We start from the raw sequence: 19136 nt of genomic DNA on the forward strand, positions 1-19136 counted from the left end.
AGAACGCCCTGTGCTGCGACCCGGTTGGGTTTAAGTAAGCGACCCGGTGGGGTTTAAGCGTGGCTAAGGCGGGCCATGATGTCCTGCAGCGCCTCGCACACCACCCGGACCGACGCGCGCTTGAGGTTTTCCGGACGCGCCAGGATGTCGATCCGCCGCCGCGTGCTGATCCCGTGCAGCGGCCGCAGCACGATGTCCCGATTCAGCACGGGCCGCGCGGTGTACCGCGGCAGCAGGCCGATCACGCTTCCCGAGGCCACCAGCGCCGCCACCGTGGAATAGTCATTGATCCGGTGCACGATGTTCAGCTCCCGGCTGGACACCGCTGCGACGGCGGAGAGCACGTCCGCGGGGGAGTAGCCGGCGCGGCTGGTCACCCAGGGTTCGCCGACGACGTCGGACGCCGTCAGCGCCGCCTGGCCCGCCAGCCGGTGGCCGGCCGGCAGCGCCACGTCCAGCGGCTCATGGGCCAGGGGTATTACCGCCACCCTCTCCTCCGGCCACTTGGGGCTGTGGTCCATCCGGTGCGCGAGGACAAGGTCGTACCGCGCCGTCAGGGCGGGAAAATCCTGCTGGGCAACGTCCTCGTCGGAGAGCAGCACCTTGGGCTTGTCCGGCCCGTCCAGAAGCCGCGCCAGCGGCGCAAACAGCGCCTGCCCCGCACTGTGGAAACCGCTCACCGTCACTGGCGCCACCGTGGAACTGTGGTACGCACCGATCGCCATCCGCGCGTCGGCCATGGCACTGACGACGGCGGCCCCCGCGTCCGCGAGCACCTGTCCGGCCTCGGTGAGGACCAGGTTCCGGCCCTCCTTGCGGGTCAGCGGCACCTCCACGCTTTTCTGCAGCTGTGCGAGCTGCTGGGACACGGCCGAGGGCGTGACGAGCAGGGTATCGGCCACGGCCTTGACGCTTCCCAGCGCGCCAAGCTCCCGCAGCATCTCGAGCTGGTGGATTTCCATGCGGTCCATCCTATTCCTTAGCAATTCCTTAATCGTCGATTGAGAAAATTCCCCTTGTGCTAACGGGTCGAAGGTGGCTCTAATGAAGGGAGATTTCCCGCATGCCACCGCATGCCGAACGTAAGGAAGCCAATGAAGGCCCTCTACAAGGCCGGCGCACACGCCGGGTTTGAACTGACGGACCGCCCGGAACCCGAGGCTGGATCCGGCGAGGTCAAGATCCGCGTGCTGACCACCGGCATCTGCGGGACTGACCTGCACATCCAGTCCTGGGATGCCTGGGCACAGGGCATCATCGAGGCCCCGCTCATCGCCGGCCACGAGTTCTACGGCGAGGTGGTGGCCACCGGGGCGGACGTGCGCTACGTCAAAGTGGGCGACCGCGTGTCCGGCGAAGGCCACATCGTCTGCGGGATCTGCCGCAACTGTCGCGCCGGCCGCCGGCAGATGTGCATCCACACGGTCAGCGTGGGCGTGCAGCGGGACGGGGCGTTCGCCGAATACGTGGTCATCCCCGAGACGAACGTCTGGGTGCACCAGGACCCGTCCGTCACGCCCGAGCTCGGCGCCATCTTCGACCCCTTCGGCAACGCCGTGCACACCGCACTGAGTTTCCCGCTGGTGGGCGAGGACGTGCTGATCACCGGCGCCGGGCCGATCGGCCTCATGGCCATCGCCGTGGCCCGCCATGCCGGCGCCCGCAAGATCGCCATCACCGATGTCTCGGCCCCGAGGCTCGAGCTCGCCCGGCAGCTCGGCGTGGACCTCGCCATCGACGTGTCCAAGACGCGGGTCCGGGAAGCGCAGCGGGAGCTGGGCATGCGCGAGGGCTTCGATATCGGACTGGAAATGTCCGGCCACCCCACGGCGCTGCCGGAGATGATCGACAACATGAACCACGGCGGACGCATCGCCATGCTGGGGCTTCCGAGCGAGTCCATCAACATCGACTGGGGCAAGGTGGTCACGCACATGCTCACCCTGAAGGGCATCTACGGCCGCGAGATGTACGAGACCTGGTACGCCATGAGCGCCATGTTGTCCTCCAACCCTGCGCTGCACGCCAGCATCTCCGCAGTTGTCACGGACGTGCTGCCTGCCAGCCAGTGGGAGAAGGGCTTCGAAATCGCGAAGGCCGGCGTCGGCGGCAAGGTCGTGCTCGACTGGTCGGAAATCTGATCCGCGCCCATCCCGTCCTACTTGACCGTTTTCGACAGTTTCCAGCCGAGGAGAATCCGCAATGTACTCAGCCATCAAGAACCAGCTCCGCGCCGAGCTCGACGACATCCGCGCCGCAGGCCTCTACAAGACCGAGCGGCACATCGACTCCGCCCAGGCCAGCCACATCACAGCCGGGCAGATCGGCGAAGCCGGCTCGCCCGTCCTGAACTTCTGCGCCAACAACTATCTCGGCCTGGCCGACCACCCGGACATCATCGCGGCGGCCAAGTCCGCCATGGACGATCGCGGCTTCGGCATGGCCAGTGTCCGGTTCATCTGCGGCACGCAGGACCTCCACCTCGAACTCGAAGCCAGGGTCTCAAAGTTCCTGGGCACGGAGGACACCATCCTGTTCTCCAGCTGCTTCGACGCCAACGGCGGCGTTTTCGAATCGCTCTTCGGCCCGGAGGACGCCATTATCTCCGACGCCCTGAACCACGCATCGATCATCGACGGGATCCGGCTCTGCAAGGCGCAGCGGTTCCGGTACGCCAACCAGGACATGGCCGACCTCGAGGCGAAGCTGGTGGAGGCCAAGGATGCCCGGCGGAAGATCATCGTCACCGACGGTGTCTTCTCCATGGACGGCTACCTGGCCCCGCTGGAGGCCATTTGCGACCTCGCCGAGAAGCACGACGCCCTGGTGATGGTGGACGACTCCCACGCCGTAGGGTTCATGGGCGCCACGGGGGCCGGGACCCCCGAGCACGCCGGCGTCGCCGACCGGGTGGACATCTTCACCGGCACTTTCGGGAAGGCGCTGGGCGGCGCCTCGGGCGGCTACGTGTCCGGCCGCGGCGAAGTGGTGGCGATGCTCCGGCAGAAGGCCCGCCCCTACCTCTTCTCCAACTCCCTCGCCCCGGCCATCGTGGCGGCCACCATCAAAGCCCTGGAGCTGGTGCAGACCTCCGGGGAGCTGCGGGAGCGGCTGTTCCGGAACGCGGAGCTGTTCCGCCGCCGGATGACGGAGGAAGGCTTCGAACTGCTCGACGGCGAGCACGCCATTGTGCCTGTCATGTTCGGCGACGCCGTGCTGGCAGCTAAGGTGGCCGACCAGATGCTCCAGCACGGGGTGTACGTGACCGCGTTCAGCTTCCCAGTGGTGCCCCGCGGCGCGGCCCGCATCCGCGTCCAGCTGTCCGCCGCGCACAGCGCCGACGACGTCGAGACCTGCGTCCAGGCGTTCGTCAAGAGCCGGGACGCGGTGGCTGCGTAGGTTCAGGCCATCTGTAAAGATTGACCCCATGGCATCAACCTATGACGTGGTCATTGTGGGCGGCGGGATTGCCGGACTGTCGCTGGCCTCCGCGCTGGCCGGCAAGTGCAGCGTTGCCCTCGTGGAGGCGGAACAGCAGTTGGCGTACCACACGTCCTCGCGCTCGGCCCGGCAGCTCATACCCAGCTACGGCCCCCCGGTGGTGCAGGAACTCACCGTCCGCACGCTGGAGCTCATCGCGGCGGACGACGCCGGACGGCCCCGGCCCGTGCTGACGCCCCGGAGCTTCCTGCTCATCGGCGACGAAGAGACGGTGCGGGCCGAGGCCAGCGGCGAGATGCGCCTGATCAGCCACGGGGAAGCGCTCGGGCTGTGCCCGGCCCTGAAACCGGAGTCCTTCTCCGCCGCCGGCCTGGACACGGGGTCCTTCGGGTGCGACGCCCCGGTGCTCCTGGAAGGACACCGGGCGCGTGCGGAGGCTGCCGGCGTGGACATCATCACTGGCGCCCGCGTCCACTCCGCCCAGCGGCTTGGATCAAGCTGGGAGATCGGCGCCGGGCAGGAAGGCTTCTCCGCCGGCGTCCTGGTCAACGCGGCCGGCGCCTGGGCGGACGAGCTGGCGGTGCTGAGCGGCGTCGAGAAGATCGGCCTGCAGCCGTACCGGCGCACGGCCGCGATTGTCGGCGTCGGCCATCCGCTGCCGGAGGGCAGCCCCATGGTGGCAGCTGCCGATGACTCCTTCTACTTCCGCCGGGAAGGCAGCGACGTGCTGATCTCGCCGTCGGAACACGTGGCCAGCCCGGCGGAGGACGCACGTCCCCGTCCCGGGGACGTGGAGCGGCTCATCTCCCGGCTCAACACGCTGACGACGCTGGAGATCGGCCCCGTCCGGACGGTCTGGACAGGCCTGCGCACCGAGGCGGCCGACGGCGTCCCGGTAGTGGGGTTCGACGCCGAGGCCCGCGGATTCTTCTGGCTCGCCGGCCAGGGCGGCTACGGGTTCCAGACGTCGTCCGGCATCGCCGAACTGGCCGCGGCCCAGATCCTGGCGGGTCCGGATGCCGCTGCCGGGCAGGAAACCAGTGCCGGACGGGAAACGGGCGCCGGTCCGGTATCCCGGACGGCGGATGCCCTGGCCGCGACGCGCTGGTCCATCCGGCGCTGAAGAATGGATCCATGAGCACCCTGATCACCAACATTGCCGAACTGATGACCCAGGACGCGGAGCACCGTGTCCTCAAGGACGCGGCAGTGGTGATCGAGGGCGAACGGATCTCCTGGATTGGCCAGGCATACGCCGCCCCGGCGGCCGACGACGCCGTCGATGTGGGCGGCCGGGCCGTGCTGCCCGGCTGGGTGGACTCCCACACGCACCTGATTTTTGCCGGGGACCGGACGGCCGAGTTCGAGGCGCGGATGGCGGGGCAGGAGTACAGCGCCGGCGGCATCGCCGTCACGACGGAAGCCACCCGGAACACCGGCGACTACGACCTCACCCGGCTGGCGCAGGGGCGCGTCGCCGAAGCAGTGTCGCAGGGCACGACGTACCTGGAGACGAAAACCGGCTACGGTCTGGACGTCGAGCAGGAGGCCAGGAGCGCCCGGATCGCCTCGACCGTGGCGGACGAGGTCACCTTCCTGGGCGCCCACCTGGTGCCGGCCGGGGTTGACTCGGATGAGTACACCAAACTCGTCTGCGGCCCCATGCTGGACGCCGCCCGCCCCTACGTCCGCTGGGCCGACGTGTTCTGCGAACGGGGAGCCTTTTCGGAGGAGCAGTCCCGCACCGTGCTGGAGGCCTGCCGCGGCGCCGGGCTGGGGCTGCGGGTGCACGGCAACCAGCTGGGGCACGGCCCCGGGGTCCGCCTCGCGGTGGAGTTCGGCGCAGCGAGCGTGGACCACGTCAACTATCTTTCGGAGCAGGACATCACCGGCCTCGCCGCCGGCTGGTCCGGCTGGGACGCCGCCGCAGGAACAGGCGTGCGGGGAACAGTGGCCACCTGCCTGCCGGCCTGCGACCTTTCCACCCGCCAGCCGCTGGCCCCCGGCCGGCAGCTGCTGGATGCCGGCGTCCCCGTGGCGCTCGCGTCCAACTGCAACCCCGGCACGTCCTACACGAGCTCCATGGCATTCTGCGTCACCACGGCCGTCCTGCAGATGGGCCTGAGTGTCCATGAGGCCGTCCGCGCGGCCACGTACGGCGGCGCCCTGGCGCTGCAGCGCGAGTCCGGTAACGACGTCGACGGCGAACGCGCGGTGGGCTCCATCGCCGTCGGACACCGGGCGGACCTGCACGCCCTCAACGCCCCGTCCGCCACCCATCTCGCCTACCGGCCGGGGATGCCGCTCACCCACGCCGTTTGGCGCGCCGGGGTGCGCGCACGGTAGTGTCAGCCGGGGCCATCGGACGCCTCCTGTGACGCAATGTGATCATTAGAGGTCTGATATAATCAGAAAACGTCATTTCCTGATGGCGTTTTTGATCTGAAAGGCCCTGCATGACCCGCACCGACCGACTGACGGCCATCCTCGATCTCCTTGCCGAAGCCGGCCAGGTGGAAGTCGAGGAGATCGTCACCCGGCTCGGCGTATCACCGGCGACTGCACGGCGTGACCTGGACAGCCTGGCCAAGCGGCGGCTGCTGACAAGGACCCGCGGCGGTGCCACCACCGGCGCACTGGCCTACGACCTGCCGGGCAGGTACAACCGGGACGACCACGCCGTGGCCAAGCAGGAGATCGCCCTGGCGGCCTCGGCACTCATCGCCCCGGGCATGGTGATCGGGCTCTGCGGCGGCACCACGAGCACTGCCCTGGCACAGATCCTGGCCACCCGCGAAGACCTCAACTCGCCGTCGAACCAGCCCACCCTCACGGTGGTCACGAATGCCATCAACATCGCCTCGCAGCTTGCCGTCCGGCCCAACATTAAAGTGATGGTGACAGGCGGCATCCTCAACACGCGCTCCTATGAGCTCGTTGGCCCGTACACGGACATCATCATGCAGAAGGTCGTGCTGGACATTGCCTTCATCGGGGTCAATGGCATCGACGCCGAGGTGGGTCCCACCAACACCGGCGAGGCCGAGGCAACGGTCAACGCGCTGCTGGCCAGCCGGGCCAGCGTTTCCTACGTAATTGCGGATTCCTCGAAGGTGGGCCGCCGGGCGTTCGCCACGATGGACGGCTACAACTTCACCCGGCTCATCACCGACTCGGGCATTTCGGCGGCAGACAAGGCCGCCTTTGAGGCGCGGGGCACCGAAGTGATCGTGGCCGGGGCCTAGAAAGACGGCACTTGGTTCGCAGGCAGCCAGGCCCCAGCCCTGGAGGCGCGTTTTAAAAAATCACCGGCGGGGCGTCCAGCACCGTCTCGTCCACCCGCCGGTCCACCCACTGGGTGAAGGGCGTGTCGAGTTCGTACTTGCCCAGGCTGTTGCGCACCAGCATGCGGATTTCGGCGTTTTCGGGGTTGTTCAGCGACTCGAAGTACTCCACCGACCAGTGGAACCAGCGCATGCAGAACAGGCGCATGGTCAGCCCGTGCGTGACCAGCAGGGCGTTGGGGGAGTAGTCCGGCTTGGACCAGTGCCGGTACAGGGTCTCCATGAAGGAGGAGATCCGGTCGTACACGTCCGAGCCCGACTCGCCCTCCCGGAAACGGTAGAAGAAGTGGCCGTAGGCGTTGCGGAGTTCCTTCTGGTCCTCGATGTCGCCCGAAATCTGGAAGTTGGCCCAGTCCTGCTCGCGCAGCCGCGGCTCCTCGATGACCCGCTCCGTCAGGGAGCCAAGGTTCAGTGCCTCGAGGGTCTGGTGGGCGCGGAGATAGGGAGAGACGTAGACGCTCACCTGCCGTCCGTCCAGCTCACGGCGGATGCGCTCCCCGGCGGCCTTCGCCTGCTCCAGCCCGAGCTCCGTCAGCGGAATCCGGTAATCGGGCACCCTGTTGTAGATGGAGGTATCCGCGTTGGCCGCCGACTGGCCGTGCCGGATCATGATGATTTTCCCGGGAGCGCTCATAGTTCCCCAGCATAGGGTCAGCCCGCGGCCGGACAGGAACCGGCAGGCTGACAGTACGCAGGAACCGGCAGCTGACAGGAAAGTACCAGCAGGTGGAGGCAAGATAGGAACATGTTGGTTCCCTCCCGCCGTCGGCTGCGGTTTGAAGTGTGGATTGTCCTGGGGTTGTCGCTGGGGCAGTCCGCCGTCTATTCCGTGGTGCAGCTGCTGGACAAGATGACCCGGGCACCGCTGGCGCAGGGGACGTCCACGCTGAACAGGTCACAAAGCACGCGCGAGTACTTCGACCTGACCTACCAGCTGCTGGACATCATTTTCGCCCTGGTGCCCGTCCTGCTGGTGATCTACTTCATGACAGACCAGAGACGGGCGAACTCCGGGTCCGGCCATGACGCCGGTTCGGCGTTCCAGAAGCTGGGCTTCAACTTTGCCCGACCCGGAAAGGACCTGCTGCAGGGGCTCGGGCTGGCTGCCCTGATCGGCATCCCGTCGCTGGGCCTGTACGCGGCCGGCCGTGCCCTGGGCATCACGACGGCGATCATCCCCAGCGGCCTGGACGCCTACTGGTGGACGGTGCCCGTGCTGATCCTGTCCGCCATGCGCCATGCGATCGTGGAGGAAGTCATCGTGGTGGGCTACCTGCTGGACCGGTTCTCCAAGTTCGGCTGGTCCACGTCGCTGGCGATCTTTGTCTCGTCAATGCTCCGCGGCAGCTACCACCTCTACCAGGGGTTCGGGCCCTTCATTGGAAACGCCATCATGGGCGTGGTCTTCGCCTGGGTCTACACCAAAACCCGCCGGGTGATGCCGCTCGTCATCGCGCACGCCCTGCTGGACATTGTCGCGTTCGTGGGCTTCAGCCTGTTCGGCAAGGCCGTCGGGCTGGGCTAGTCGTCGTGGGGCCAGGTCCTGGGCTGGTGATCCTGAGGGGCTGGTGATCCTGAGGCTCTCGTGATCCTGAGGGGCTGGGTACAGCCGTTAAAAATGATTCGGCCGCCATCGGCGGGTGGCGTCGTTGGCACCCGCTGATGGCGGCCGAAGTGAAGGGCAGGAAGTGCGTCAGATTGTGACGGCGCCCGCTGCGGTTTCGAACGTGACGGAGAGGATTCCCGGCGTGCCGTGCGGGGCCACCCAGTTCACCGCGACATCCTCAAGCGGCCGTTCAACGGGCTCGCCGAGCCACTCGGTCACACGCTCGGCAGAGCCCGCAATCGTGAGGCTGGACATCTTCACATTGCTGTCATAGGCGTTGGACGGGTGCAGTCCCGGATCGCCCTCCCACTTGAGCATGTACGGAACCTGCGGGTCCGCGATCAGGCCCAGGATGCCGATCTGCTTCCAGACCAGCTCCCGGCCGTCGGGGAACTTCCGGTTGCCGTTGACGGCGGAGCGGCCAAGGCGCTCCTCGAACGGGGCGAGGTCGTCCACTTCGACGCACCAGCCCATCCAGCCGCCGCCCGCCGCGGACCTGGCCCGGACGGCCTGGCCGAACGGCGCCTTGTCCGACGCCGGGTGGTTCAGGACCTCAACAACCTCAAGGTATTTGTGGCCGGCCAGCGGAATAATCATGTTCCGGGTCCCAAACCGGGGGTGCACTCCGCCCTTAACGGCTTCGACGCCGAGGGCAGAGGAGATACGTTCGGTGGTGGCCGCGAGGCCATCGTGTTCACAGGCGTAAGAGACGTGATCCATGCGCATGCCCTCATCTTGGCACTTTGTGACGGGGCTCTCAGCTTAGGGTCTCCTAACTTGGAAAAAAGTCCATACTTTGACGAAGTTCGTCACAAAGCTGTGCGCGTAACAGTGCGGTTCCTACACTGATCGCAGTCATGAGTGCCAGCGAAAAAAGCCCCGGCTCGCTGGCCGGCAACCCTCCACCGCGGCGGGGTGCCCCGGGTGAGGACCTGGCTGCGCGGCGCCCGCCGGGCGGCAAGCGCGGGCCTGTGCCGGGACCAGCACATGCCCCTTGAGCAGAGGAGCCTGCATGTCCAACGCATGGTCGTTCGAAACCCGCCAGATCCACGCCGGCCAGGTGCCTGACAATGCCACCGGTGCTCGGTCGTTGCCGATCTACCAGACGACGTCGTTCGTCCTCCCGAGCGCCGAAAGCGCGGCGGACCGCTTCGCGCTCGCCGAGATCGCGCCCATCTACACCCGGATCGGCAACCCGACCCAGGACGCCGTTGAACAGCGGATCGCCAGCCTGGAAGGAGGGCTCGCCGCGCTGCTCCTGAGCTCCGGCCAGGCCGCAGAAACGTACGCCATCCTCAACATCGCCGAGGCCGGCGACCACGTGGTGGCAAGCCCCAGCCTCTATGGCGGCACCTACAACCTGCTTGCCCACACCCTGAAGAAGTTCGGCGTGTCCGTCACGTTCGTGGCCGACCCGGACAACCTTGAGCAGTGGCGCGACGCCGTACAGCCCAACACCAAGCTCTTCTTTGCCGAGGTGGTGTCCAACCCCCGGCAGGACGTCCTGGACATCGAAGGCGTTGCCCGGACCGCGCACGAGGCCGGCGTTCCCCTCATCGTGGACAACACCCTGTCCACGCCGTACCTCATCAGGCCGCTCGAGTGGGGCGCGGACGTCGTGGTGCACTCGGCCACCAAGTACCTGGGCGGGCATGGTGCCGCCATTGCCGGTGTCATCGTGGATTCGGGCAACTTCGACTTCGGCAAGGACCCGGAGCGCTTTCCCGGCTTCAACACGCCGGACCCCACCTACAACGGCCTGGTCTACGCCCGCGACCTCGGCGCGGACGGTGCCCTGGGAGCCAACCTGTCCTACATCCTCAAGGCGCGGGTCCAGCTGCTCCGCGACCTGGGTTCCGCGGTGTCCCCGTTCAATGCCTTCCTCATTGCGCAGGGCCTGGAAACGCTGAGCCTGCGGGTGGAGCGCCACGTGGCCAATGCGGTGGCGGTGGCCGGCTGGCTGGAAGCCCGCAGCGACGTGGAGTCCGTAGCCTACGCCGGGCTGCCGTCCAGCCCCTGGTATGAGCGCGGCCTGAAGTACGGGCCCAAGGGCACCGGCGCGGTGGTGGCCTTTACGGTGGCCGGCGGGGCTGAGGCAGGCAAGCGCTTCGTGGATGCCCTGGAGCTGCACTCCCACGTGGCAAACATCGGTGACGTGCGCTCCCTCGTCATCCACCCGGCGTCGACCACGCACAGCCAGCTGACGCCGGAGCAGCAGAGCGTGGCTGGGGTGGCCCCGGGCCTGGTGCGGCTGTCCGTCGGCCTGGAACACATCGATGACATCCTGGCCGACCTCGACGCCGGATTCCGCGCCGCGAAAGGCGCCTGATTTCCGGTGCCGCGGGTGGAACTCCCGGCCCGGGCGGCGGGCCGGGAGTCACACAGCCGTCACATTCTTCGCGAAGATGTCCGCCTGTTTCGTAAACTGGGCAACAGGTCATGAGTGCCAGCGACAGCCCCGGCTTGCTGGCCGGCAACCCTCCTTCCGCGGTGGGGTGCCCCGGGTGAAGACCTGGCCTGCCGGACAGCTGCCGGCGGGCAAGCGCGTAGAAGAGGTTTACCCATGACGATTTCTGTCAGCAGCACCGACTTTCCGGCCGCCGGGGCTCCGCACGGCACTGCTTTGAACGGCACCGTTCCCGGCGGTACAAATCAGGATGGCGGCCGTACGAGTCAGGATGGCCGCGGTACCACTGAGGATGGCACAGTCCGGTATGTCAACATCGGCAGCCTGGAGCTGGAGGCCGGAGGCTTCCTGCCGGACGTGACGCTGGCCTACGAATCCTGGGGAACGCTCAACTCGGACGGTTCCAACGCGATCCTCGTTCAGCATGCCCTCACCGGCAGCACGCACGTCACACGGGGTGCCGGAAACGAGGAGGGCTGGTGGGAACAGCTCGCAGGGCCCGGTGCGCCGGCGGACACTGACAGGTTCTTTGTCATTTCCATCAACATCCTGGGCGGCTGTTACGGGTCCACGGGACCGTCGTCGACCGCCCCGGACGGCAAACCCTGGGGTTCACGCTTTCCGCTGGTGACGCTCAGGGACTCCACCGTCGCCGAGGCGAGGCTTGCCGACCGGCTTGGCATCACGAGCTGGCACGCCGTGGTGGGCGGATCCATGGGCGGCGCCCGCGCCCTCGAATGGGCCGTGACCTTCCCGGAGCGTGTGCGCCGCTGCGGTGTCATCTCGGTCGGCGCCAGGAGCACGGCTGAACAAATCGCCTTCGCCCAGGCGCAGACCCTTGCCATCCGGCAGGACCGCCATTTCAACGGCGGTGACTATTACGGCGGGCCCGAACCCGCGGAGGGCCTGGCGCTCGCGCGGCGGATCGCGCACATCACCTACCGGTCTGCCTACGAACTGGATTTCCGGTTCGGCAGGAACGCCCAGACCCCTGAAGAGCCGTTGCAGGCCGAAGCCCTGGCGGGCCGCGGCCGGTACCAGGTGGAGAGCTACCTCGACCACCAGGGCAACAAGCTGGTCCGGCGCTTTGACGCCAACAGCTACATCGCCCTCACGGAAGCACTCATGAGCCATGACGTCACCCGGGGACGGGGGACACTCAAGGAAGCCCTGGCGCGGGCCTCCGCAGACTTCTTCGTTGCCGCCGTGGAGACGGACCGGCTGTACTTTCCCGCCCAGTCGCTGGAACTCGCCGAGGCCCTGCCGGGGAATGTGGATGTCCACATGATCGATTCGCCGATCGGCCACGACGGGTTCCTCACGGAGATCGGTCAGCTGAACGCCCAGCTCAGGGCTCACCTCCTCAATTGATGCGCGCCGCCGCTCGGCCGGAACCCGACCGTGGCCGGGGCCACGCCGGTGCCTCCACGGCGGCCGTCTTCCTGCTGTGGCGCGGCGATGCCGGTTCCTCCCTGTGCATTTATGCAGATGTGCCCTGCACTATTTGGCGTTGAGCTTGCGTCTTCGGCAGACCATACTCGTTGAATCCGGCGTTCGTGGTGCGCATCACACCCGTTCGCCACCGACTGGTCCCCGTGGTGTCGAGGAAGACGCCGAAGGAGTTCGCAATGAGTACGGAAAGCTCCGCCGCAAGGCGTACAGAGGAAACCGATATCAAGGCCTCAGGCCTGAAGAAAGTCGTCACGGCGTCCATGGCCGGCACCGTGGTGGAGTGGTATGAGTTCTTCCTGTACGCCTCGGCTGCCACCCTGGTCTTTGGCAAGACATTCTTTCCCAATGCCGGCACGGAGCTGGATGGCATCATCGCCGCCTTCCTCACCTACGCCGTTGGCTTCGTTGCCCGCCCGATCGGCGGCATCGTCTTCGGCCACTTCGGCGACAAGTTCGGCCGCAAGCAGCTGCTGCAGCTGAGCATCATCCTGGTGGGCGTCTCCACCTTCCTGATGGGCTGCCTGCCGACGTTCCAGCAGATCGGCTACTGGGCACCCGCGCTCCTGGTCTTCCTGCGGTTCGCCCAGGGCTTCGCTGTCGGCGGCGAATGGGGCGGCGCGGTCCTCCTCGTGGCAGAGCACAGCCCCAGCAAGTCCCGCGGCTTCTGGGCCAGCTGGCCGCAGTCCGCCGTGCCCATGGGCAACCTGCTCGCCACCGCCGTGCTGTTCATCCTGTCCTCCACCCTGACCCAGGAAGCGTTCCTTGGCTGGGGCTGGCGCGTGGCGTTCTGGCTCTCCGCGGTGATCGTCGTGATCGGCTATTACATCCGCACCAAGGTCAATGACGCCCCGATCTTCCTCGAGGCCCGCAAGGAAGTCGAGGCCGGGCACAAGGGCTACGGCGTTGCCGAGGTCTTCAAGCGCTACCCGCGCGGCGTTTTCACTGCCATGGGCCTGCGCTTTGCCGAGAACATCCTCTACTACCTCGTGGTGACGTTCTCCATCACGTACCTGAAAACGGTGGTCCAGGCCGACACGAGCCGGATCCTGCTGCTGCTCCTGCTCGCCCACGCAGTGCACTTTGCCGCTGTGCCGGTGGTCGGCAAGCTGTCGGACCGCTTCGGCCGCAAGCCCGTCTACATGGCCGGTGCCATCCTGGGAGCCACGTGGGGCTTCTTCGCCTTCCCGATGATGGATACCAAGAATGATGTGATCATCCTGGCGTCCATCATGATCGGCTTGCTGTTCCACGCACTTATGTACGCCGGCCAGCCCGCGATCATGGCGGAAATGTTCCCCACCCGGATGCGCTACTCCGGCGTCTCGCTGGGCTACCAGGTGACCTCCATCGTTGCCGGTTCGCTGGCCCCGATCATCGCCGCGTCGCTCCTGGGCACCTTCAAGTCCTCCGTTCCCGTGGCCATCTACCTGCTGATCGCCTGCGTCATCACCGCCGTCGCGGTGTTCTTCCTGAAGGAAACCCGCGGCATCTCGCTCCACGACGTGGACGCGGCCGACGCCCAGGGCACGGCCGACCTGCTCGCCGCCGGCAAGAAGTAGACCGGCTTTACCCAGGCCCTGACCTCTGGCCATGACGAGCATTCAACAGCTGCCCGGACCCGCCACCCATGCGGGGCCGGGCAGTTGCCCGTTTACCGAGACCAAGGATTTCCATGAAAGCAGCAGTCCTCTACTCCGCCGTCCCCAACCCCGGCACTGCGTCGGAGAAGCCCAGCTACACGGACGCCCGGCCCCTGGTGGTGCAGGAGCTGGACCGGCCGGAGCCGCGCTCCGGCGAGCTGGGTGTTGCCATCACGTACTCCAGCCTGTGCCATTCAGACCTTTCCGTGGTGGACGGTTCGCGCGTCCGGCCCCTGCCCATGGCACTGGGCCATGAGGCGGTGGGGAGGGTCGTGTTAGTGGGTGACGGCGTCTCCGACGTGTCCGTGGGCGACCATGTGGTGCTGGTGTTCGTGCCGAGCTGCGGGGACTGCCGCGCCTGCCGGTCCGGCCGTCCCGCGCTCTGCCACCGGGCGGCCGAGGTCAACGGATCCGGCGACCTGCTCCACGGCGAGGCGGTGCTGCGGACCCCGGCAGGGGAGCGGATCAACCACCACCTGGGCGTCTCGGCTTTCGCCGATTACGCCGTGGTGGCCAGGGAATCGGTGGTGGTGATTGACGACGACGTCCCGGACACCGTCGCGGCGATGTTCGGTTGCGCCGTGCTCACCGGCATGGGCGCTGTGCTCAACACCGCCGCTGTCACGGCCGGCCAGTCGGTGGCCGTGTTCGGCCTCGGGGCCGTTGGCCTTTCCAGCGTCATGGCTGCCTCCCTCGCCGGGGCCGGCAGCGTGATCGCCATCGATCCCAATTCCGGCAAGCACCAGCTCGCCCTCGACTGCGGCGCCACAGCCGTGGGGACGCCCGAGGACGCGGCCAAGCTGATCGCGGAAGCCGCCGGCGACGGGGTCGACGTCGCCGTCGAGGCGGTCGGCTCGGCGGGAGTGATTGCCGCGTGCCTCGGGCATGTGACCCGGGGCGGCGCCGTGGTCTCGGTCGGCCTGCCCCATCCGTCAGCCGAGCTGACGGTTCCCGCGCTGCAGTTCGCCGGAGCCGGCAAACGCCTGCTCGGTTCATACATGGGCGACGCCGTTCCCGGCCGGGACATCCCGCTCTACCTGGGCTATTGGCGGGAGGGCAGGCTGCCCGTGGAGCTGCTGCACACCGACACCAGGCCGCTCGCCGAGATCAACGAGGGGCTGGATGCGCTGGCGTCGGGGCAGGTGGTGCGGCGCCTGTTCAAGGCCTGACGGGGCCGTGGCCTGGCAGTGGTATGACGGGACATAGCCTGGCGGGGGACACGTCAGCCCGCCAGCAGCCCCGCCCGGGCCTTAACTTCCTCCTTGAGTGACGCGATGACCGCCTGCACCGCGGCCGAGCGGAGGGACTCCGGACGCGCCACCGCCCAGATGGGGAGCTGGCGCTCGAAGTCGTCGGCGAGCACGGGAACGAAGTCCGGCTGCCCCGCCACCATGAAGTTCGGCAGCAGCCCGATGCCTGCGCCCTGCCGCACGGCCTCCAGCTGGGCGAACACGCTCGTGGCCTGGAAGCTCGAGGTAGGCATCGGCAGCTGCGAGGACCAGCGGTGCCCCAACTCCGCCACCTGGAGTGCGGACTCAACGTAAGAGACAAAGCCGTGCTGCCCGACGTCGTCGAGCGTTTCCGGCAGTCCGTGCTCCGCGGCGTAGCCGGCACTGGCGTAGAGGCGCAGGTAGTAGTTGCTCAGGAAGATGGTCTGGGCGTTGCTGACGTCCGTCCGGCCCACCACGATTTCCAGGTCCACGCCGGATCTGTTCTGGCTGACCTTCCGCGTGGCGCTGAGCATCTCGATGTTCAGCTGCGGGTTCTGCTGCTGCAGCCGGACCAGCGCAGGCGTGACGAACACGGCTCCGACACCGTCCGTCGTTGCCACGCGCACGAGCCCGGACAGGGCGCTCTGGTCCTGGCTGATAAGGCCGGAGAGCGAGCCGAGGGTGTTCTCAATGGCCTCCGCCGCCTCCACGGCGGCTGTGCCGAGCTGGGTCAGCTCCCAGCCGTGCGGGCTGCGTTCGAGGGTGCGTCCGCCCAGCTGCTTGTCCAGGGCGAGGATCCGGCGGGAGATGGTGGTGTGGGTGGTGCCCAGGGTCTCCGCCACCGCGTTGAACCTGCCCAGGCGTGCCACTGTCAGCAGGATCAGCAGGTCGTCGGGGCTGGGAAGCCGCCTCAGGTCCACGGCAAGCCTTTCATCGGTGTGCATCAGTGCACATACCGTCTGTGATTTTTCCCCTTGATTGCACTCTAGCAGGGTGTGATTGTGGACACAGACCTTCCGGTCCCGGCGGCCGGATCCGAAGCAAAGGAGCTTACGCATGGCTGTTATCGGTTGGATCGGCCTCGGCAACATGGGCGGCAACATGACCGCGAACCTGGTGAAGGCCGGGCACAATGTCCGCGGTTTTGACCTCAACCCCGCGGCGCTCGCCGCGGCCGAGGAAGCCGGCGTCAAGCCGGTGGGAAGCATTGCCGAGGCCGTCGACGGCGCCGACGTAGTGTTCACCATGCTGCCCAAGGGGGAGCACGCCCGCGCGGTCTACCTTGGCAACGACGGCGTCCTTGCCCATGCCGACACACGCACTCTGCTGGTGGACTCCTCCACCATCGATATCGCATCCGCCCAGGAACTGCACGACGCCGCTGCTGCCGCCGGCTTCCGCTTTGTCGACGCCCCGGTCTCCGGCGGCATGAGCGGCGCCAAGGCCGGGACCCTGACCTTCATGGTGGGCGGCGAGGAGGGCGCCGTCGCAGACGCCACCGGCTACATCCGCCCGATGGCAGCCAACATCATCCCCACCGGCGGCGCAACCACCGGGCAGGCAGCGAAAATCTGCAACAACCTGATGCTCTTCATCAACCTCGCCTCCACCGCCGAGGGTGCCGTCCTGGCGGACCGGCTGGGCCTGGACAAGCAGGTCTTCTGGGACATTGCGTCCGTCTCCTCGGGCGACTCCTGGGCGCTGCGGACCTGGTACCCGGTCCCCGGCGTCGTTCCCACCGCGGCTTCGAACAACGGCTTTGCGCCCACCTTCACCACCGAACTGGCCAACAAGGACATCGGCCTGGCCATCAGCGCCGCCGAGGACACCGGCACGCCGCTCGAGATCGGCAAGCACGTCCAGCAGCTGTTCCAGCAGCTCATCGACGCCGGCGAGGCGGGCAAGGACTGCTCGATGATCATCAAGCTCGCCGACGGCTCGCTGGAGTCAGCCAAGTAATCCCCATAGCCACGCACCTGTCAGCAACGCACGAAAAGAGACTTTCCCTTGGAAACCATTCCGCATTTCATCAACGGCAGCCGCGTCAGCGACGCCGAACGTTTCGGCCCTGTTTTCAACCCCGCCACCGGCGAGCAGGAGAAGCAGGTGGCACTCGCCTCCGTGTCCCGGACCGAGGAGGCCATCGCGGCCGCCCGTGCCGCGCTGCCCACGTGGCGGGCCACCAGCCTGGCCAAGCGCACCAACATCTTCTTCCGGGTCCGCGAGATCCTGAACCAGCGCAAGCCCGAGCTCGCGGCCATTCTCACCAGCGAGCACGGGAAGGTCCTCTCCGACGCTGAGGGTGAAATCTCCCGCGGCCTCGAGAACATCGAGTTTGCCACCGGCCTGTCACACATGCTCAAGGGTGAGCGTTCCGAGCAGGTTTCCAGCGGCGTCGACGTCCACTCCGTTCGTCAGCCGGTGGGCGCCGTGGCGTGCATTACCCCGTTCAATTTCCCCGCCATGGTGCCGCTCTGGATGATCGGCAGCGCCCTGGCGTGCGGCAACACCGTGCTGCTGAAGCCCAGCGAGAAGGACCCCTCCGCTGCCATCTTCATCGCCGAGGCCTTTGCCGAAGCTGGACTGCCCGCCGGCGTGCTGAACGTGGTCCAGGGGGACAAGGAAACCGTTGACGTCCTGCTCGAACACCCGGACGTCAAGGCGGTGAGCTTCGTCGGCTCCACGCCCATCGCGCAGTCCATCTACAAGCGGGCAGCCGACCACGGCAAGCGGGTCCAGGCCCTGGGCGGGGCAAAGAACCACATGGTGGTGCTGCCCGACGCCGACCTGGACATGGCTGCTGACGCTGCGGTGTCCGCTGCCTACGGTTCGGCGGGCGAACGCTGCATGGCCGTCAGCGTCCTGGTGGCGGTGGGCAACATCGCCGACGACCTGGTCGAGGCGATTTCCAGCCGCATGGCGGCCCTCAAGATCGGTCCGGGAACCGACCCGTCCTCCCAGATGGGTCCGCTGATCACCGCGGAGCACCGGGACCGCGTGGCCTCCTATGTTGCGGGAGCGGAAAACGAAGGAGCCACGGTCGTCGTTGACGGGCGCTCGCAGCAGTTCGATTCGAACGGCTTCTTCATCGGCGTCAGCCTGGTTGACCACGTGAAGCCGGGCATGAAGGTGTACGACGACGAGATCTTCGGCCCGGTCCTATCGGTGGTCCGCGTCGACACCTACAGCGACGCCGTCCGGCTGGTCAACGAGAACGAGTTCGGCAACGGCACGGCCATCTTCACCCGGGACGGCGGGGCAGCACGGCAGTTTGAGTTCGACGTCGATGCCGGCATGGTGGGTATCAACGTTCCCATCCCCGTCCCGGTGGGCACCTTCTCGTTCGGCGGCTGGAAGAACTCCCTGTTCGGCGACACCCACATGTACGGCCCGGACAGCATCCGGTTCTACACGCGGGGCAAAGTGGTCACCACGCGCTGGCCGGACCCGGCCACCTCGGTCATTGATCTCGGCTTCCCGCAGATCGACTAAACTCGAAACTCGGTTTACATCAAAACTTGAGTTTGTGCCGGTCAACACCGGCCGATGCCTCAGCCCGCGTCCCGCAGCCACAAGCAGCGGGCCGCGGGCTGTTCCCTTTCCCGGCGCCGTAAGGCATTTCGCGCGAACGGACAGGTTTGGCCCCAGCTCCGCGCCTGCGCGGCAAAAATGTCGGTGCCCGGTGAGATGCTCCGGGTATGGAAAGCAGTGCAGCTGTGGAGACGATGGAGGCTATCGGCGCCTCGGTCGGTGCGCTGGCTGTTTTTGTTGAGGTCGCCATGGGAAATGGCCCCTTGGAGGGTGGCCAGATGTCGGGCGTGCACGGGGCCGGTGTTGATCCGTTGCGGGACCGGGCGGATGCGTGCCTGGATGGTTTGGCCGAGCTGGCCAAAATGGAAGCGCGTGTGGCGGCCCTGAAGGTGCAGCTCGTCGCCGGTTACGCCCACGTGGAGAAGGCCATGACGCCACCGGCCGCGTCCCCGCAGGACCGTACGGTCAGGGAGATGGCCGTGACATCGGAGATCGCCGGTGTCC

General features: G+C 67.2%; 16 protein-coding genes, 1 pseudogene and 2 riboswitches. Of the genes and pseudogenes, 13 read left to right on the plus strand and 4 right to left on the minus strand.

Going from position 1 to position 19136, the window contains the following annotated elements; genetic code table 11:
• Positions 1-53: 53 nt before the first annotated feature.
• The gene (locus AC5RWD_RS07035) at positions 54-962 is read right to left on the minus strand and encodes a LysR family transcriptional regulator (RefSeq protein ID WP_494019350.1); all 909 of its coding nucleotides are present in this window, start codon (positions 960-962) and stop codon (positions 54-56) included.
• A 132-nt stretch (positions 963-1094) separates the two neighbouring features.
• On the opposite strand from AC5RWD_RS07035, the gene tdh reads away from it, so the two are divergent.
• The 5 genes from tdh to AC5RWD_RS07060 all read left to right on the plus strand — a co-directional run bounded on the left by tdh (position 1095) and on the right by AC5RWD_RS07060 (position 6686).
• Positions 1095-2141: an L-threonine 3-dehydrogenase gene (gene tdh, locus AC5RWD_RS07040; protein ID WP_494019330.1), complete on the plus strand. Its 1047-nt coding sequence runs from the start codon at positions 1095-1097 to the stop codon at positions 2139-2141.
• Positions 2142-2202: 61 nt separating this feature from the next.
• Positions 2203-3399, plus strand: coding sequence for a glycine C-acetyltransferase (locus tag AC5RWD_RS07045; protein ID WP_494019331.1), 1197 nt, complete (start codon positions 2203-2205; stop codon positions 3397-3399).
• Between the two features lie 28 nt (positions 3400-3427).
• Entirely contained in the window at positions 3428-4564 is a 1137-nt protein-coding gene (locus AC5RWD_RS07050; protein WP_494019332.1) for an NAD(P)/FAD-dependent oxidoreductase, read from the plus strand.
• 11 nt (positions 4565-4575) lie between these two features.
• The gene (hutI, locus tag AC5RWD_RS07055) at positions 4576-5787 is read left to right on the plus strand and encodes an imidazolonepropionase (RefSeq protein WP_494019333.1); all 1212 of its coding nucleotides are present in this window, start codon (positions 4576-4578) and stop codon (positions 5785-5787) included.
• 110 nt (positions 5788-5897) lie between these two features.
• On the plus strand, positions 5898-6686 hold the full coding sequence (locus AC5RWD_RS07060; RefSeq protein WP_377949935.1) for a DeoR/GlpR family DNA-binding transcription regulator: 789 nt from the start codon (positions 5898-5900) through the stop codon (positions 6684-6686).
• 52 nt (positions 6687-6738) lie between these two features.
• Here the strand turns inward: AC5RWD_RS07060 and AC5RWD_RS07065 are convergent, their stop codons facing one another.
• A complete protein-coding gene (locus tag AC5RWD_RS07065; protein WP_494019334.1) occupies positions 6739-7419 on the minus strand; it encodes a histidine phosphatase family protein in 681 nt (226 codons plus the stop codon).
• Positions 7420-7530: 111 nt separating this feature from the next.
• Here AC5RWD_RS07065 and AC5RWD_RS07070 point away from each other — a divergent pair, with 111 nt between their 5' ends.
• The gene (locus tag AC5RWD_RS07070) at positions 7531-8310 is read left to right on the plus strand and encodes a CPBP family intramembrane glutamic endopeptidase (protein WP_494019335.1); all 780 of its coding nucleotides are present in this window, start codon (positions 7531-7533) and stop codon (positions 8308-8310) included.
• 168 nt (positions 8311-8478) lie between these two features.
• Here AC5RWD_RS07070 and AC5RWD_RS07075 read toward each other — a convergent pair whose 3' ends face one another.
• The gene (locus AC5RWD_RS07075) at positions 8479-9117 is read right to left on the minus strand and encodes a VOC family protein (RefSeq protein WP_494019336.1); all 639 of its coding nucleotides are present in this window, start codon (positions 9115-9117) and stop codon (positions 8479-8481) included.
• 127 nt (positions 9118-9244) lie between these two features.
• Positions 9245-9361, plus strand: a riboswitch (SAM riboswitch).
• Positions 9362-9403: 42 nt separating this feature from the next.
• Between AC5RWD_RS07075 and AC5RWD_RS07080 the strand changes: the two genes are divergently transcribed.
• From AC5RWD_RS07080 to AC5RWD_RS07095, 4 genes are all read left to right on the plus strand, one after another.
• Positions 9404-10720 (plus strand): bifunctional o-acetylhomoserine/o-acetylserine sulfhydrylase, encoded by a 1317-nt coding sequence (locus AC5RWD_RS07080; protein WP_494019337.1) that lies wholly within the window; start codon positions 9404-9406, stop codon positions 10718-10720.
• A 106-nt stretch (positions 10721-10826) separates the two neighbouring features.
• A riboswitch (SAM riboswitch) is annotated at positions 10827-10942 on the plus strand.
• Between the two features lie 12 nt (positions 10943-10954).
• Positions 10955-12169, plus strand: coding sequence for a homoserine O-acetyltransferase MetX (metX, locus tag AC5RWD_RS07085; RefSeq protein ID WP_494019338.1), 1215 nt, complete (start codon positions 10955-10957; stop codon positions 12167-12169).
• Positions 12170-12426: 257 nt separating this feature from the next.
• Positions 12427-13809 carry an MFS transporter gene (locus AC5RWD_RS07090; protein ID WP_494019339.1) on the plus strand — a complete coding sequence of 461 codons (1383 nt, stop codon included), beginning with the start codon at positions 12427-12429 and terminating at the stop codon, positions 13807-13809.
• A gap of 113 nt (positions 13810-13922) precedes the next feature.
• Positions 13923-15059: an alcohol dehydrogenase catalytic domain-containing protein gene (locus AC5RWD_RS07095; protein WP_494019340.1), complete on the plus strand. Its 1137-nt coding sequence runs from the start codon at positions 13923-13925 to the stop codon at positions 15057-15059.
• Between the two features lie 53 nt (positions 15060-15112).
• Here the strand turns inward: AC5RWD_RS07095 and AC5RWD_RS07100 are convergent, their stop codons facing one another.
• Complete coding sequence (locus AC5RWD_RS07100; RefSeq protein ID WP_494019341.1) at positions 15113-16045, minus strand: LysR family transcriptional regulator; 933 nt, start codon at positions 16043-16045, stop codon at positions 15113-15115.
• A gap of 55 nt (positions 16046-16100) precedes the next feature.
• Between AC5RWD_RS07100 and mmsB the strand changes: the two genes are divergently transcribed.
• From mmsB to AC5RWD_RS07115, 3 genes and pseudogenes are all read left to right on the plus strand, one after another.
• Positions 16101-17060, plus strand: coding sequence for a 3-hydroxyisobutyrate dehydrogenase (gene mmsB, locus AC5RWD_RS07105; RefSeq protein ID WP_494019342.1), 960 nt, complete (start codon positions 16101-16103; stop codon positions 17058-17060).
• 48 nt (positions 17061-17108) lie between these two features.
• Positions 17109-18593: a CoA-acylating methylmalonate-semialdehyde dehydrogenase gene (locus AC5RWD_RS07110; protein ID WP_494019343.1), complete on the plus strand. Its 1485-nt coding sequence runs from the start codon at positions 17109-17111 to the stop codon at positions 18591-18593.
• A 206-nt stretch (positions 18594-18799) separates the two neighbouring features.
• Positions 18800-19136 (plus strand): annotated as a pseudogene (locus tag AC5RWD_RS07115) (HNH endonuclease signature motif containing protein); the annotation flags it as partial.

The sequence above is a fragment of the Arthrobacter sp. CMU6 genome, assembly GCF_059090205.1.